The following is a 14,558-nucleotide window of genomic DNA, read 5'->3' on the forward strand; positions in this document are numbered from 1 at the left end:
CACATTTCAAGACTTGCGTTTCCACCCCTGAATGTGGTATAATAAGAGAGGAAACGTGTGTGTTTCTTTCAGCGGGCTTTAACGCCTGCTTTGCCGTCTGAGTGTTGCGATCACTCGGACGGCTTTTTGTTTTCTTTCTCTGCCGTTAACTTTTCAGCGTGCTTTTTAAAGAAGCGTGTCGTTGTGTCCTTGACCTTATCGGCGTTCTTTCTTTTCCATTCTCTATAGTATGCACGCCGCGCAAGCACAACGGATCTTTCTTCCTCTGAAAGCTTGGTAACATCAATCATTGTTTTGCCTCCTTTCAAAATTGTTTCATTTTGATATTGACAGATTTCGTTCCGCCTGCTATAATAGTAACAGAAAAGCAAAACAAAATCAAGAAAAATCAATGGTATGTATCAAAATAGGCACAGGGGGCGGATTGATGATTGAATGTAACAGCTTAGAGGATATCGGCAAGCGAATAAAGCACTACCGGACTTCAAAAGGAATGGAACAAAACGAATTAGCCAAAAAGCTACGCGTAAAACGTGAGCTTGTATCAATGTGGGAAAATGGAAAGAGAGATATTAAAACATCAAATATAGTAATGCTTGCAAATATATTTGAAATTTCCTGCGATGAATTATTGACAGGCACAAAACCTGAACACGTTGACTTTAGACTTTCAACAGGTTTGAGCAGTCAAGCAATAGAAAAACTAATAAGCATTAACAGTCTTGTAATTGAAAATATTGACCCATATCACATTGACGAATATAATTTAATTGATGTTGTGAATTACATTATAGGACATCAGCATTTCATTACTTTTGTAAAGCATTTGTCTGAAATATATCGTATGTGCAGATCAAATGCTATTACAGTTGCTTCAAGTAATGTAATTAATGATGATAATTATGAAGAAATGCAAAGAGCCTTTTATAATTTTATAGACAAATTCAAAGTGAAATTAGTTTCTTATCAAGATTTTTACGGGAATGCGATCGGTAATTGTAAATATGATTTAGATTACATAATGAGAGACTTGTTAAATGAGGATTAGCCCCCATTTTAAGCACAAAAAAACCGCCCTGTGTTGCAGCACAGAACGGTTTAAATAGACCTCACCGCAAGGGCAAAGCCTGCTATACAAAGCATATAAATTATAGCACAAACGCCCTTTCGGTGTCAAGTACACAGAAAGGAACGTGAGCTTATGGCACACATCGACAAAAGACCGAACGGCAGTTACCGCATTAAAGTTTCCTGCGGTTATTCAGCCGACGGCAAAGCACAGAAAACACAATCAATGACGTGGAGACCGCCAAAAGCGAATATGACCGAAAAGCAATTACAGCGGGCTTTAAATAAAGCAGCGCTGGAGTTTGAGCAGAAATGCGCAGGCGGTCAGATCGTCAACGCGGTCAAGCTTGAAAACTTCATTGAAGAATGGTTTAAGGTGCACGAAAACGCTTTAAAGCCCGCTACTCTGAAAAAGTATCGTGATCTATGCCCTCGCATATATTCTCAGCTGGGGCATTTGAGGCTTGACAAGATAAAGACAAAAGACCTTGACCACTTCTTGAAATGGCTGACAAACGAACGCAACGCCACTTCGCTTGCAAAGTGTAAAGTAGATATGAAAAAGATGTTGCAGGATAACGGCGAAACTCAAAAGGCATTTTGTGAAAGAGCGGGCATTGATACACATATTGTGCGCAGCTGCTACCACGATAGGGCTATAAGGTGGGATAACGCCGCAAAAGTCGCAGCGGCTCTTGACAAGCAAACTTCTTCAATGTTTGAGAAGATAACCGATAACAGCAGGCTTTCACCTAAAACAATTCACTGTTATCACGGATTCTTGTCAACTATATTCACATATGCGGTCAAAATTGGAGAGATAGCCGTAAATCCTTGCAATAACTGCACGCTCCCTAAAATTCCGACGGCAGAGCATAACATATTGACCATAGAGCAAACGCAGCGGCTTTTGCAGCACCTTGATGAATATGCACCCTTGAAATACCGCTGCTTCTTCTACATAGCAATTTACGGCGGTTTCAGACGTGGCGAAATACTCGGCTTGCGGTGGTCTGATATCGACTTTGAAAATGATCTGATACACATACGCCGTGCGGTGCATTGGGAAAAGCAAAAAGGATTTTACTATACAGAACCTAAAACGGCAAAGTCAAGGCGTACTGTTCGCCTGCCTGAACGTGTGATGTTCTTGCTCAAACAGCAGCACAATGAACAAATGTCGGCGGCGTTAAAATACGGCGATTATTGGGATAATTCAGAAAACCTTGTGTTTACTACTGAAAGAGGCTCGCAAATGTCAATAGGCACGCCATACACGTTCTTGAAGAAGTTTTGCGCTGAATATAACTTGCCCTTTGTGTCGGTACACAGTCTGAGGCACTTAAACGCCACGCTTCTTATAAACAGCGGTGCAAACCCTAAAACAGTACAAGCCTTGCTGGGGCATAGCTTGGCAAGCACAACGCTGAACATATACGCACACGAGATACAATCAGCAGAGGCGGCAGCTTCTGTGGCTGTTGCAGCAATGCTTGATAACACGCTTTCTGCAAAGCGTGGGGCGGTGTAGTGCGATATGGGTACCATGAAAACGGCAGAGCTGGCGGCTCTGCAATGCTTGGCATATAACAAAATCTCTGAACTTCCTGTAAGTCTAACTACAATAGCAAGAAATTCAAGCGTAAAAATCATAAAAAACTCAGATGCAAATGAGCTACAGCCTGATGAGTCTGGAATTAGCTTATTGATCGGAACGGAATACTTTATCGTTTATGACGATACTCAAAGCAAGGGTCGTTGCAGATTTACGATTGCTCACGAATTAGGGCACATATTCTTGGGTCACCTGTTGATTGACTCAAAAGGTGCAAGAACATTCGACACAAGCAGACCGCAGATAGAGCAGGAAGCGGATGTGTTTGCTTCTCGCCTTTTGTCTCCTACTTGCGTTCTTTTGGGGCTTGGACTTAAAACGCCCGCTCAGATATCAAAGTTTTGTGAAATTTCTTACACTGCCTCAAAGATAAGATGTTATCAAATGCAGTCGATATACAAACGAAATGAATACACAATGTGTGACCTTGAACGTGAAGTGTATGGCAATTTTAAAGAGTTCATTGATAAGAACAAAACGAGGTCGGTTAAATGAAAATGATGTATATTGTTTATTCGGCAGATAAAAAGCCGCTAGGCATTTTTAAAGATAGAAAATCAAGAGATATACAGCTAAAACGCTGCGGCGGCAGTTATAAAAGTGTTAATATTCGCAGCGTCAAGCGGGCATACAAGGGCGTAAAGGGGTGCGATATTCTAATGACAGCAAAGGAACTAGCAAAGCTAATGGATTGTGTGGGCAACTCTGAGCATAGTGATAGTGCTTTTGAGAGTGAAATAAACACGTTTATGGACAAATACGGAAATAAAAAGAACATAAGCACATATAACGATATGATGACCGATCTTGTTAAGATAACTGACAATGAGCGATATAATTCATTTGCTCAGGAATTTGAAACGGCGGTATCACTGATATTAAGCAGGGAGTTGATTTGAAATGATAAAAAGAAACATTACACCTATAACGATAGAAGAGCTTCTCATACACACCGAAAGCGACTTCTGAAGTTATGGGTCAGAGAGATTTTATGAAGCTTATCATAAGTTCTATAAAAAAATAGAAAAAATCGAAAAAGAGATGAACCGTGATGACTTAATCGACAGCAGCGACGGTGGTGACTTAGGTGATGTATTGTGCAGAGCGGAACGGGATTATTTCAAAGCGGGCTTTCGTGCAGGCGTTAGGCTGCTTATTGAAAGCTTGGTTGCAGATATATAATAAACACAAAGAGCAGGCGTTAAAACCTGCTCTTTTACTTTCAGATATGCAATTTTCAAAGCCATAATGACCAAACAATGACCAAAACGCAGGCGGCGAAAAATAAAAAAGCTCACAAGCCACGCAATTACGTGATTTGTGAGACTTAAAACTTGGCGCGGATTGAGAGATTTGAACTCTCGCGCCCGTTTCCAGACCTACTCCCTTAGCAGGGGAGCCCCTTCACCACTTGGGTAAATCCGCAAACCTGTATATATAAAAAATGTGGCGGACAGGGTGGGATTCGAACCCACGGTACGTTGCCGTATCACTGGTTTTCAAGACCAGCTCCTTAAACCACTCGGACACCTGTCCACATTAATTATTTGTTTTGTGTCGTTCTCTCTCAGCGACTTAATTATTATAGCACAGTTCATCTGTCTTGTCAACCCCTTTTTCAAATTTTTTTTGCGAAATTTTTTTAAGCATAAATATTCCTTCGTATGCTAACGTGTAGGTTTGTCAATCATATTGGACACTATTATTAAGAAATTCGATAGGCGAAAACCATTTGAGGGGACGCATAGGACGGTTGTTTGTTCGACTTAAACGTGCAGCTAGCTGCACGTTTAAGTCGTCGCAGGAATAAAACCTATGGCACGAATAGAATTTGTTGTGATCTTCTCGGTGACTGCGCTCTACTTTGCCATTGTGCCTGGGCGTATATGGACGAATGAGTTTGTGTTCAATGCCAAGTTGTGAGAGCGTATTCTCAAACAGCGTTTTCTTGTCTCTTTTGCTTGGCGAAAAGCGGTTAGTAAATTCAAATCCATTGTCGGTCTGAATACATTTCACCGTTATTCCTCTGCGTTTGTACCATTTCACCAGCCTTTTTACAAAGTCTGCTGAAGAATAGGTGCTTTGCTCCTCATATCCGTATAAAAATCTTATCCTGGTATACTCATCGATCGCCGTGTATTGGTACAGCTTCATCTCTGGGTCAGCTATACACTTTCTCGGAACTACCTTTACGTCCACCTGAATACGCTCTCCGGGGTATGTCATCTGCTCGTATGGCTTTGGTTTATACGTCGCTTTCTTCGGCTTTTTCGGAAGCATTCCTAGTTTTTTCATAACCCTGTAAAGACTTTCAAGACAGCGTGTATACCCTTGTTTTCTGAGACGATGCCATAGTTCGGGAAGCTCAAGCGTTGGGTTTCGTTTGTGATACCTTTTGATAAGATCTATTTCTTCCTTGGTATGCTCGTTGGGATGATGATGCGGTCGGCGTGATTTAACTGCGAGGGACTCCACACTTCCGTCCCAGCGTTTCAGCCAGAAATATATATATGAACGTGATTTATTGTATTTTCTGCTCGCTCGGCTCACTCCATATTTCTTTGCGTAATTCATTAAGGATTGACGAAACTTCATATCTTGTGTTATACTATTCATGAGAGATAGGCTTCCTTTCTGATTTGTATTTGTGTGGTAACTTTATTTTATCAGATTTTTGCCTATCTCTCTTTTCTTTTTTCTTAATTTTGTCCAATATCTATTGTAGCACTACACATAAATATTCCTTCGTATGCTAACGATACTTGACGAAATCTTATAAATATGGTATAATAAATCACAGCTTTGTATGTTTTATCACTTTATATGATAATTTATACAGAAAATTTTTAATGGAGGCGACTTTATTATGAAGATGACTGTAAGTCAGGCTATGGTTGAATGTTTGAAAGCTGAGAACGTAAAAGTCGTCTTTGGCTATCCCGGAGCTGCTATCTGTCCTTTCTATGACGCTTTGCTGGATGCTGAAAACGACATCAGGCAGGTGCTTGTGAGACAGGAAGCTAACGGTGGTCATGCGGCTAACGGCTATGCACGAATTTCAGGCAAGCCTGCGGTCTGTATCGCTACATCAGGTCCGGGTGCAACTAATCTTATTACTGCTATTGCTACCGCTTATGCGGATTCTATACCTATCGTGTGCATAACAGGTCAGGTGAATACCGACCAGATAGGCTCTGACGTTTTTCAGGAGGCTGACATTACAGGCTCGGCTGAGCCGTTCGTTAAGCACAGCTATCTTCTCAAAAACCCTGAGGACACTGCGAGAGTGTTCAAAGAGGCTTTCTATATCGCAGGTACGGGCAGACCGGGTCCTGTGCTTATAGATATTCCTATGGACGTTCAGAAGTCTGTTATCGACTTTGAGTACCCTGAAAAGTGCGAGATAAGAAGCTATAAGCCTACAACAAAGGGCAACTACGTTCAGGTAAGGCGTGTAATGGCGGCGTTGGAAGAGGCTGAGAAGCCACTTATCTGTATTGGCGGAGGCGTTTTTGCCGCTCACGCTGAGAACGAGATAAGAGAGCTTGCCGACCTTATGCAGATACCTGTTATCACAACTATGATGGGCATTTCTGTTTTCCCTGATGACGACCAGCTTTTCTGCGGCATGATAGGAACTCACGGTGTTAAAATGGCAAATGCCGCTGTGAACGAGTGCGACGTGCTGTTCCTTGTGGGTGCAAGAGTTGGCGACAGAGCTGTTAAAACACCTTTGGCTCTGGAGAAAACTACTAAGATAATACATATAGATATCGACCCTGCGGAGATAGGTAAGAATATCGGCGCTGACCTGCCTCTCGTTGGCGACGCAAAGCTTGTTTTACAGCAAATGACGGAGCTTGCAAAACCTATGAAGCACGATGAGTGGATAGCTCACATCAAGACCCTTGGGGGCGAGAGAAAGTATGTTGAGCCTGCAAAGGGTACTGTCAATCCGAGGGTGTTTATCGACAGGCTTGCAAAGAAAATGCCTGCCAATGTTACTGTTGTGGCAGACGTTGGACAAAATCAGATATGGACCTGCACTGAATATAAGTTCCGCAAGGAGGGCAGACTTCTTACCTCAGGCGGCATGGGTACGATGGGTTATTCTGTGCCTGCGGCAATAGGTGCAAAAATGGCTGACAACAGCAGAGCAACAGTTGCTATATGCGGTGACGGAGCTTTTCAGATGTCGTTCATGGAGCTTGCAACAGCCGTTCAGTTCGGCGTTGATATAAAGGTGGTAGTAATGACAAACAACCGCCTTGGCATGGTAAGAGAACTTCAGACAAACGGCTATCATGACAGACAGACAGCAGTTTTTCTTGACGGCTCTCCTGACTTTATCAAGCTCGCAGAAGCTTATGGCATACCTGCAATGAGAGTTTATGACGATGATACTATGGATAAGGGCATCGAAATGCTTGCTGAACATAAAGGCATTTGCCTTGTTGAAGTCGTTGTGGATAAGGATATGCCAACATTATAAGGCCAATATTTTAACTATCTGTAGCGTTTACAGTATATAGCGTTTGCGTTCAAGAAATCTTAATAATAAGCTGATATAATAAAAAATCAAGGAAAGGTTTCCTTATGGAGGTTGATTTATGAAACATACGATCTCAGTTCTTGTAGAAAACCACAGCGGTGTTCTATCAAGAATTTCCGGACTGTTTTCAAGACGTGGGTTCAATATCGAGAGCCTTGCAGTTGGTCCAACTCATGGCCCTGACGTTTCAAGAATAACGATAGTTGCTGACGGTGACGAGCATACAGTTGAGCAGATCGAGAAACAGCTCAATAAGCTTATAGAAGTCATCAAGGTAAAGACATTTGAGGCTAATGAGTATCTAGCAAGAGAGCTTATGATAGTCAAGGTGTCTGCGGTCGCAAACAGACGCAGTGAGATAATGACTATTGCGGATATCACAGGGGCTAAGGTCATGGATATAACGCTTACGACAATGACATTGGAGCTTTGCGACACTTACGCTCATCTTTGCAGATTTGAGGAGGTCATAGCACCTTACGGAATAATCGAAATGGTAAGAACAGGCACTATCGCAATAGAGAAAGGCTCTGACACATTCAATGCAGGCAAATAAACTTTGATTATATAGCCGAAAGGCTACATAAAATAAATCTAAAATTTCTGAATTTGGAGGAATTAACAATGGCACAGGCAAGAATATTCTATCAGCAGGATTGCGACATTAACGTACTCAAGGGTAAGAGAGTTGCCATTATCGGTTACGGTTCACAGGGCCACGCTCATGCGCTCAACCTTAAGGAGAGCGGTGTTGACGTAGTAGTAGGTCTTTACGAAGGTTCTAAGAGCTGGGCAAAGGCTGAGCAGCAGGGTCTTACAGTTATGACAACTGAGGAAGCTGCAAAGACATCTGATATCATCATGATCCTTATTCCTGATGAGAAGCAGGCTGCACTTTATAAGAAATCTATCGAGCCATACCTCACAGAGGGTAAGACTCTTGCATTCGCACACGGCTTTAACATTCACTTTGGCTGCATCGTACCACCAAAGAATGTCAATGTTATCATGATCGCACCTAAGGCTCCTGGTCACACAGTACGTTCTGAGTATCAGGCTGGTAAGGGTACACCTTGCCTTATCGCAGTTGAGCAGGACGCAACAGGCAACGCACAGGATATCGGACTTGCATATGCACTTGGTATCGGCGGAGCAAGAGCAGGTGTTCTTGAGACAACATTCAGAACAGAAACAGAAACAGACCTCTTCGGTGAGCAGGCTGTTCTCTGCGGTGGTGTTTGCGCACTGATGCAGGCTGGTTTTGAAACACTTTGTGAAGCTGGTTATGACCCAAGAAACGCATACTTTGAGTGTATCCATGAGATGAAGCTCATCGTTGACCTTATCTATCAGTCAGGTTTTGAGGGCATGAGATATTCTATCTCTAACACAGCTGAGTACGGCGACTACATCACAGGTCCAAAGATCGTTACTGAGGACACTAAGAAGGCTATGAAGAAGGTTCTGTCTGACATTCAGGACGGTACATTCGCTAAGGACTTCCTCCTTGATATGTCTGACGCAGGTTCACAGGTACACTTCAAGGCTATGAGAAAGCTCCACGCTGAGCATCCTTCAGAGAAGGTTGGTAAGGAGATCAGAAAGCTCTACAGCTGGAACAATGATGACGAGAAGCTCATCAACAACTAATTTGCAGATAAATATTATTGCATAAAGAAAAGCGACTTGCAATTAACTTTGCAGGTCACTTTTTTTCTTTTTTTACTTCGCTACTCTATCTTGGAGCATAGCTTTTATTTTGTGGCTCGGTAACTCTACCTTTGTTTAGTGAGCAACCGAGCTACCAACATTGTTTTGTTAAGATAATGCACTGTCATTTTGGTCATAAGTTTCAACGCTGTCATGCTCATCAGTGGTGTATGAATAAACCATATCCCCCTCAACTGTGACATCCACCTGGGTTACATCATATGCACTGCCGTCCTTATCCTTTTCAAAGTATATTGAAAAGTCAAGTCCGGATAAATCATAGGAGCTGGACTCTTTGTCATATGGCAGAGTTTCTACCCAAAGTCCATATGCGAAAAGCTCCGGCGTGATGTTATCTTCTTTGTCCATATCTGGCACATACGACATTGCAAGCTCTTTCGCAAGGTCGAGTGAGGTCACATTGTCAAAGTGAAGCTTCTTGCCGCTGGTGTTATACTTTGTTACAAGCGCCTGCGCCTTTTCAAAAATATACTGCGCCGTGGCTGACGGGTCAGCTTCCACAGTGCTGGTGCTTGAAAACGGAGCGGAATCATACACCGCCCAGCTTCCGTCATTGGCGTAGCTATACAGAGTAAATCTGTTTGTGAACATATCCACAGTGAAATAATCTGTCGCCATATTGAACTGTATGTCCGAATCGTTGACGATATTCAGGGCCAGGAGGTTCAGACTTTCGTTTGTGATATATCCATTTTGCGCATAGTCTGACTTTACATATTCTGTTGTATTGTTGCTGTTCATGATATCGTTGTAATAATTATAGTCAGCAGGGGAGTAGCTAAAAATGGCATTGTCTGGGTTTTTCATAGAGCTTTCGTCATAGATATCCAGCAGGTCATTTTTGAGGGTTTGAGCTATAATTTTGGCATTTTCAGTGAAGCTTTCGCCGCTTCCGTATTTGAGAGAAACGCTGTTATCGCTGTCTGAAATGGTTATCTTGCAGTTGTTATTCTCAATATGGGCTTCTATTCTGCAATTCACCGCCTTGTTAAAAGCGTCCTCATCAAGGGTTTTTATCTCCGACAGGATATCGATTACCAAAGAATTTGGCTCATAGCTGTTATCATCTGTCAAAAAATCCACGCTTGGAAGTCCGCTGTCGGTTTTCTCCAGCAGGTCAACGTAATACCTTGTGCTGTGTTCCTTGCCCTCGATATTTTCGTCATAGTTGCCGCTGTAGACCATATCGCAGTATGCAGGGCTGTTTTGTATTATGTCGAGATTTCCTACCGTAGAATTTGCGCTTTCAAGCACTGTGTCTGCAAGCTTTATAAAGTCTGCTGAACACAACTGCAGTGTACCTGTATCGCCGGATACACTGCTGTTTGCAGGTGGAGCTGTGCCTGCGTTCGGCTCGTAGTCATGGATATTTCTTGTCATGTAAATTCCGCCTGACATTACAAGCGCCACTGCCGCCGCTGCCGCAACTACCTTTGCACCCTTGTGTCTTGCGACTATGGCAGGCTGTGTCGGCTCGGTTTGTGGTGTGAAAGTATCCGTATTTATATCTCCGTTTTGTTGTGGAAAACGCTTTTTGAGCGTTTCTTTGAGCTGATCTTTCTTTTGTTCCGATAGGCTTGCGTTTGCAAAATAATTCTTTATATCTCTTTCGTTCATACGCTCATCTCCTTTTCGTAGTCTGAAAGTGAAAGCTTTAGTTTTTCTCTTGCTCTTTTCAGCCTTGATGTGACCGTGCCCTTGCTTGTTCCCAAAATGTCGGCTATCTCATCGGTCTTGCAGCCTTGATAATAAAAAAGATAAAGCACTATCCTGTATTTTTTATCCAGCCTGTTTATAGCGTTTTGCACATCTATCTGCATATCAGGTGATGAAAAATCGCTTCTTGCACTTACCTCATTTTCTGCACGTAGACGTCTGCCTGCCGACCTTAGCAGGTCTTTAGATAGATTTATCGCCGTTCTCAGCAGCCACGCTTTAAGATGCTCGTCATCATTGAAGAAAAGCTCACCCTGCCTTGTGAAATATTTTATTATGACCTCGCTGACTATATCCTCCGCCTCGTGAACGCTGCCTGTGACTGCCAGTGCCGCTCGGTAGATATCGTCTGAAAATTTGTCAACTATGTAGTCAATATCTCTTGTCAAAGCTGTCACCTCCTTTGTTGTTTTGAAAAGCCTTTCATCTATAACACGAATGTAAAGACCGTTTGATTGCATAAAAAAATGGACGAAAAAATTTTTTCGTCCATAAAAAATCAGCTTTTACTTGTTTTTACATAAGACCACCCGTCACCGAGGTTATCCTCGCCCCCTGATGAGCTTATGGGTGAGCGGTAAATATAGTAATGATCATAAATGGTATAGAATTTCACTGTCAAGCCGTCGCTGTCGATGTATGTAACGTTCCTGCGCTCCAACTCCTCAAGTTCTTTCTTCACAGACTTGCAGGCATTGTTTTCAGTGAGCGATTTAATGGAGCATTTGCCCTTTGGTAGTGTCGGCTTTTCGCATGAAATGCTTTCTATCATAAACTCCGCAGTGGTCTGAAAGTTAGTCTTATTGTCATTGAAAACGGCTTTTATCTGGCTGTCGGAGCGCATATAGTGCTGATGCCAGAAGCCGAGTGCTACTGCTAAGATTATGACTATCCAAATTATCCACTTGGCTTTTCTGCCTGTTGACCATTTGCGAAGCTTGCCGTCAGTACCCATATCTTTCTCGCTGACAATTGGATTTATCTGCTCGCTCATTATTTTACGAACGCCTCCAATCTGTAGATAGGCATACCCATGTCTGAGAATTTCTTCTCATATTCCGTTACGATATTGCCCTCGAAGCCACTGTTGTGAAGGTCGAGAGAAATGTTTTTAAGTCCGTAATTTGCCGCAGAGAACTCCTCCAAGGAGAACTCAAAGAAGTGCATATTGTCGGTCTTTTGGTATATCTCGCCCTTGTCCACAAGAATACGTCTGTATATTTCAAGAAAAGCTCGGTATGTGAGCCTATGACGTGCATATGTATTTTTAGGATACGGACAGCTAAAGTTAAGATAGATACACTCCACTGACTTTTCAGGGATAAAGCAATCCAGATATTCAGCCTCGCCCCTTGCAAATCTCAGGTTCGGTATGCCCTCGTCTATAGCCATTTGTGCGGCATCAACTATAACGTTACTGCTTTTTTCTACTGCAAGGAAATTCTTGTCAGGATTTCTCTTTGCTATCTCTCTTGCAAACTGACCCTTTCCACAGCCTATTTCCAGCACAAGGGGATTGCTGTTTCCGAATATCTTCTCAAAGTCAATAAGCTGTTTGTTTGATTTGTCCTGAAAATTCTTCTCGTCACGGTCAAGATATAAAATATAATCTCCGCAGGCTTCAAGACGTGCCTCAAGATTTTTCTTTCTTCTCATTCTCATATGGGATAAACTCTCCTGTTATTTATTAGAATATTTGTGCAGAAAATAGTCCTTGTCAGACGTGACCTTTAGCCACTGCACAGCCGACCCTGTGAGCATATTTTCATAAGGATAAACTGTAAGCATGACTTCGGGTGTGTCCTCACCGCTGAAATGAGGGGTCACCTTAAAAGCTATCTCGCAGTTGAGCCGTTGGACGACCTCTTCCTCGGTGAGCTTTCTGAAAAGCATTGAGGTGTCCTTTTCGGTGATAGGTATTTTGGTAAACTTCGCCTGATAAATTTTCTTGCCGTCCTTTTTGGTGACAAGTGAAAAGCCATGCTTCACAATGGTTATCTTTCCGCCATGGTTTTCGTAGTATTCAAGGTTTGAAAAGGTAACACGTCCGTCATTGACAGCTTCACCAGATATCGAAACGCAAAGCCCTTTGTCTGACGCTTTCCCTGCACTCTCCACTCCGAAAGCAAAGGGAAGTCCGTCTATCATTATCTCTCCGCAGGTGGAAAACTGCAACTTCACCTGCTTTTTCTTCAAGCCTGCAAATGGATTTTTCATGACAACTCCTATATTAAAGGTCGATCTGCACGCCGCCAACAGGTCTTATGGACAGCACATAGCATGAGCCTTCACCGAATACTCTCTCCATTTCAGCCTTGAAAGCTTCAAGCTTCTTTTCGGGTACGAACGCTTGGATAGTTCCTGCAAAGCCACCGCCGTGAACTCTGCAAGCACCCTCACCGCCAAGAGCCTGCTTTGCAAGATACAGAGCCAGTGAAAGACCCTGCTCGTTTGGAGCAGAAGAGGCATAGATGTTCTGAAGATATTTGAATGATGAATCACCTGATTCATTGATAAGGCTCAGGAAAGCGTCAAAGTCGCCCTCTGAAAGTGCGGAAGCTTCCTTGCCAACTCTCTCGTTATCGTCAAAGAAGTGGAGCGCTCTAAGCACAGCTCTGTCACTGCACTTTTCTCTAACAGCACAGATGTTTTCAAGAAGCTGTTCCTTTGTTATCTCTCTCAGCACCTTTTTGCCAAAGAAAGCCGCAACAGACTTCATTTCCGCAGGGATAGCCGCATACTCAGGGGTGAGGTCGGCATGGTTGCCCTTTGTGTCAACGATACACAGTGCGTGACCGCTTTTTGTGAAATCGAACTTTACAGAGTCGATAACAGGGTGCTTTTCGTCAGCAAAGTCGATAGTGATAAATCCGCCTACTGATGAAGCCATTTGGTCCATAAGACCTGACGGCTTGCCAAAATATACATTTTCCGCAAACTGAGCTATCTGAGCTATTTCCACTGCAGAAACCTCGCCCTCGTTGTAAAGACCGTTGAGGATAGTTCCGATAAGCACTTCATAAGCCGCAGATGAAGAAAGTCCAGAGCCTTTGAGCACGTTTGAAGTAGCATAAGCCTTGAAGCCCCCGGCATTGTGGCCATTCTTCTTAAAGCCTGCGGACATACCTCTTATAAGTGCCGCTGATGTGTTTTTCTGCTCCTCGTAGATAGCGTCGTCATCAACGTTCACAGTGTCCATTGGGAAGCCCTCGGACTTTATTGTAATAACGTTCTCTTCGGTGTCAGGAGCGACAGCGGCAATAACGTCGAGTGAAACGCCTGCCGCAAGAACACAGCCGAAGTTGTGGTCGGTGTGGTTGCCGCCTACCTCAGTTCTGCCTGGAGCTGAGAAGAAAGCAGTTGGCTTTTCACCGAAAAGCTTTTCAAATTCATCTGCAACTCTGTTATATCTTTCTCTCTGAAACGCTGTCATATCGGCTGTGTAGACCTCGTCAAGTGTGTATTTTTTCATTATGTATATCCTCCGAACGTAAATATAAGTATACCTTGTTATTATACAACATTTATGCTCTTTTTTCAAGTACAATTTTTTAAACAAGTGAGGAGGTAAGAATGAGGAATGAGGAGTGTTAAGAGTGAGGAATGAGGAATTATGGTATCGCCTGGCGGCGATTTATTTTTTGTTGCTCAAAACGTGTAAGCTGGCATAAATTTTTGCACAGAAGCTCCCTTGATATTTTATGCAAACTGACAAAATTGCCGTAAGCAAACTTTTTATAACGCTCTATTGGTGCTTTAAATCAAAAAAGTTGTTGCATTTTGGTGAAATTTGTGGTATAATTACTTATGTCTATTTTAATTATTGTTTATTTCTACCGACCACGAAAAAATGGTCGGTGCAGTGAAAGGAAAGAT

Annotated in this window: 15 protein-coding genes and 2 tRNA genes; 7 read left to right on the top strand and 10 right to left on the bottom strand. The window is 42.8% G+C overall.

Going from position 1 to position 14,558, the window contains the following annotated elements; genetic code table 11:
* Window positions 1-110: 110 nt before the first annotated feature.
* Window positions 111-290 (bottom strand): hypothetical protein, encoded by a 180-nt coding sequence (locus RBI_RS12950; protein ID WP_041337498.1) that lies wholly within the window; start codon window positions 288-290, stop codon window positions 111-113.
* Window positions 291-427: 137 nt separating this feature from the next.
* Between RBI_RS12950 and RBI_RS14330 the strand changes: the two genes are divergently transcribed.
* The 4 genes from RBI_RS14330 to RBI_RS12970 all read left to right on the top strand — a co-directional run bounded on the left by RBI_RS14330 (window position 428) and on the right by RBI_RS12970 (window position 3,582).
* On the top strand, window positions 428-1,048 hold the full coding sequence (locus RBI_RS14330) for a helix-turn-helix domain-containing protein (protein WP_051706947.1): 621 nt from the start codon (window positions 428-430) through the stop codon (window positions 1,046-1,048).
* A 153-nt stretch (window positions 1,049-1,201) separates the two neighbouring features.
* Window positions 1,202-2,599, top strand: coding sequence for a tyrosine-type recombinase/integrase (locus RBI_RS14335; protein WP_051706949.1), 1,398 nt, complete (start codon window positions 1,202-1,204; stop codon window positions 2,597-2,599).
* A 6-nt stretch (window positions 2,600-2,605) separates the two neighbouring features.
* A complete protein-coding gene (locus RBI_RS12965) occupies window positions 2,606-3,178 on the top strand; it encodes an ImmA/IrrE family metallo-endopeptidase (protein ID WP_041337499.1) in 573 nt (190 codons plus the stop codon).
* The gene (locus RBI_RS12970; RefSeq protein ID WP_041337500.1) at window positions 3,175-3,582 is read left to right on the top strand and encodes a hypothetical protein; all 408 of its coding nucleotides are present in this window, start codon (window positions 3,175-3,177) and stop codon (window positions 3,580-3,582) included. The genes RBI_RS12965 and RBI_RS12970 overlap by 4 nt, the downstream gene beginning before the upstream one ends.
* 436 nt (window positions 3,583-4,018) lie before the next feature.
* On the opposite strand, the gene RBI_RS12975 is transcribed toward RBI_RS12970, so the two are convergent.
* The 3 genes from RBI_RS12975 to RBI_RS12985 all read right to left on the bottom strand — a co-directional run bounded on the left by RBI_RS12975 (window position 4,019) and on the right by RBI_RS12985 (window position 5,299).
* Window positions 4,019-4,108, bottom strand: a tRNA-Ser gene (locus RBI_RS12975).
* Between the two features lie 22 nt (window positions 4,109-4,130).
* Window positions 4,131-4,219: transfer RNA gene (locus RBI_RS12980), tRNA-Ser, on the bottom strand.
* A gap of 147 nt (window positions 4,220-4,366) precedes the next feature.
* Window positions 4,367-5,299, bottom strand: a complete 933-nt coding sequence (locus RBI_RS12985) for an IS481 family transposase (protein WP_038671142.1) — start codon at window positions 5,297-5,299, stop codon at window positions 4,367-4,369.
* Between the two features lie 250 nt (window positions 5,300-5,549).
* Here RBI_RS12985 and ilvB point away from each other — a divergent pair, with 250 nt between their 5' ends.
* The 3 genes from ilvB (at window position 5,550) to ilvC (ending at window position 8,885) form a co-directional block, all read left to right on the top strand.
* Window positions 5,550-7,175: a biosynthetic-type acetolactate synthase large subunit gene (gene ilvB / locus RBI_RS12990; RefSeq protein ID WP_041337502.1), complete on the top strand. Its 1,626-nt coding sequence runs from the start codon at window positions 5,550-5,552 to the stop codon at window positions 7,173-7,175.
* A gap of 118 nt (window positions 7,176-7,293) precedes the next feature.
* Window positions 7,294-7,791 carry an acetolactate synthase small subunit gene (gene ilvN / locus RBI_RS12995; RefSeq protein WP_041337503.1) on the top strand — a complete coding sequence of 166 codons (498 nt, stop codon included), beginning with the start codon at window positions 7,294-7,296 and terminating at the stop codon, window positions 7,789-7,791.
* A 68-nt stretch (window positions 7,792-7,859) separates the two neighbouring features.
* A complete protein-coding gene (ilvC, locus tag RBI_RS13000; RefSeq protein WP_041337504.1) occupies window positions 7,860-8,885 on the top strand; it encodes a ketol-acid reductoisomerase in 1,026 nt (341 codons plus the stop codon).
* A 168-nt stretch (window positions 8,886-9,053) separates the two neighbouring features.
* Here ilvC and RBI_RS13005 read toward each other — a convergent pair whose 3' ends face one another.
* The 6 genes from RBI_RS13005 to RBI_RS13030 all read right to left on the bottom strand — a co-directional run bounded on the left by RBI_RS13005 (window position 9,054) and on the right by RBI_RS13030 (window position 14,154).
* Complete coding sequence (locus tag RBI_RS13005; protein WP_041337505.1) at window positions 9,054-10,583, bottom strand: hypothetical protein; 1,530 nt, start codon at window positions 10,581-10,583, stop codon at window positions 9,054-9,056.
* Complete coding sequence (locus tag RBI_RS13010) at window positions 10,580-11,071, bottom strand: RNA polymerase sigma factor (RefSeq protein ID WP_051707018.1); 492 nt, start codon at window positions 11,069-11,071, stop codon at window positions 10,580-10,582. The genes RBI_RS13005 and RBI_RS13010 overlap by 4 nt, the downstream gene beginning before the upstream one ends.
* Window positions 11,072-11,181: 110 nt before the next feature.
* Window positions 11,182-11,676, bottom strand: a complete 495-nt coding sequence (locus tag RBI_RS13015) for a hypothetical protein (protein ID WP_041337507.1) — start codon at window positions 11,674-11,676, stop codon at window positions 11,182-11,184.
* Window positions 11,676-12,344 carry a tRNA (guanosine(46)-N7)-methyltransferase TrmB gene (trmB, locus tag RBI_RS13020; protein WP_041337508.1) on the bottom strand — a complete coding sequence of 223 codons (669 nt, stop codon included), beginning with the start codon at window positions 12,342-12,344 and terminating at the stop codon, window positions 11,676-11,678. Before trmB ends, RBI_RS13015 begins: the two co-directional genes overlap by 1 nt.
* 18 nt (window positions 12,345-12,362) lie before the next feature.
* Window positions 12,363-12,899, bottom strand: coding sequence for a hypothetical protein (locus RBI_RS13025; RefSeq protein ID WP_051706951.1), 537 nt, complete (start codon window positions 12,897-12,899; stop codon window positions 12,363-12,365).
* A gap of 13 nt (window positions 12,900-12,912) precedes the next feature.
* Complete coding sequence (locus RBI_RS13030) at window positions 12,913-14,154, bottom strand: galactokinase (protein WP_051706952.1); 1,242 nt, start codon at window positions 14,152-14,154, stop codon at window positions 12,913-12,915.
* Window positions 14,155-14,558 lie beyond the last annotated feature (404 nt).

Source organism: Ruminococcus bicirculans (ex Wegman et al. 2014) (assembly GCF_000723465.1).
GTDB classification, from domain to species: domain Bacteria; phylum Bacillota; class Clostridia; order Oscillospirales; family Ruminococcaceae; genus Hominimerdicola; species Hominimerdicola aceti.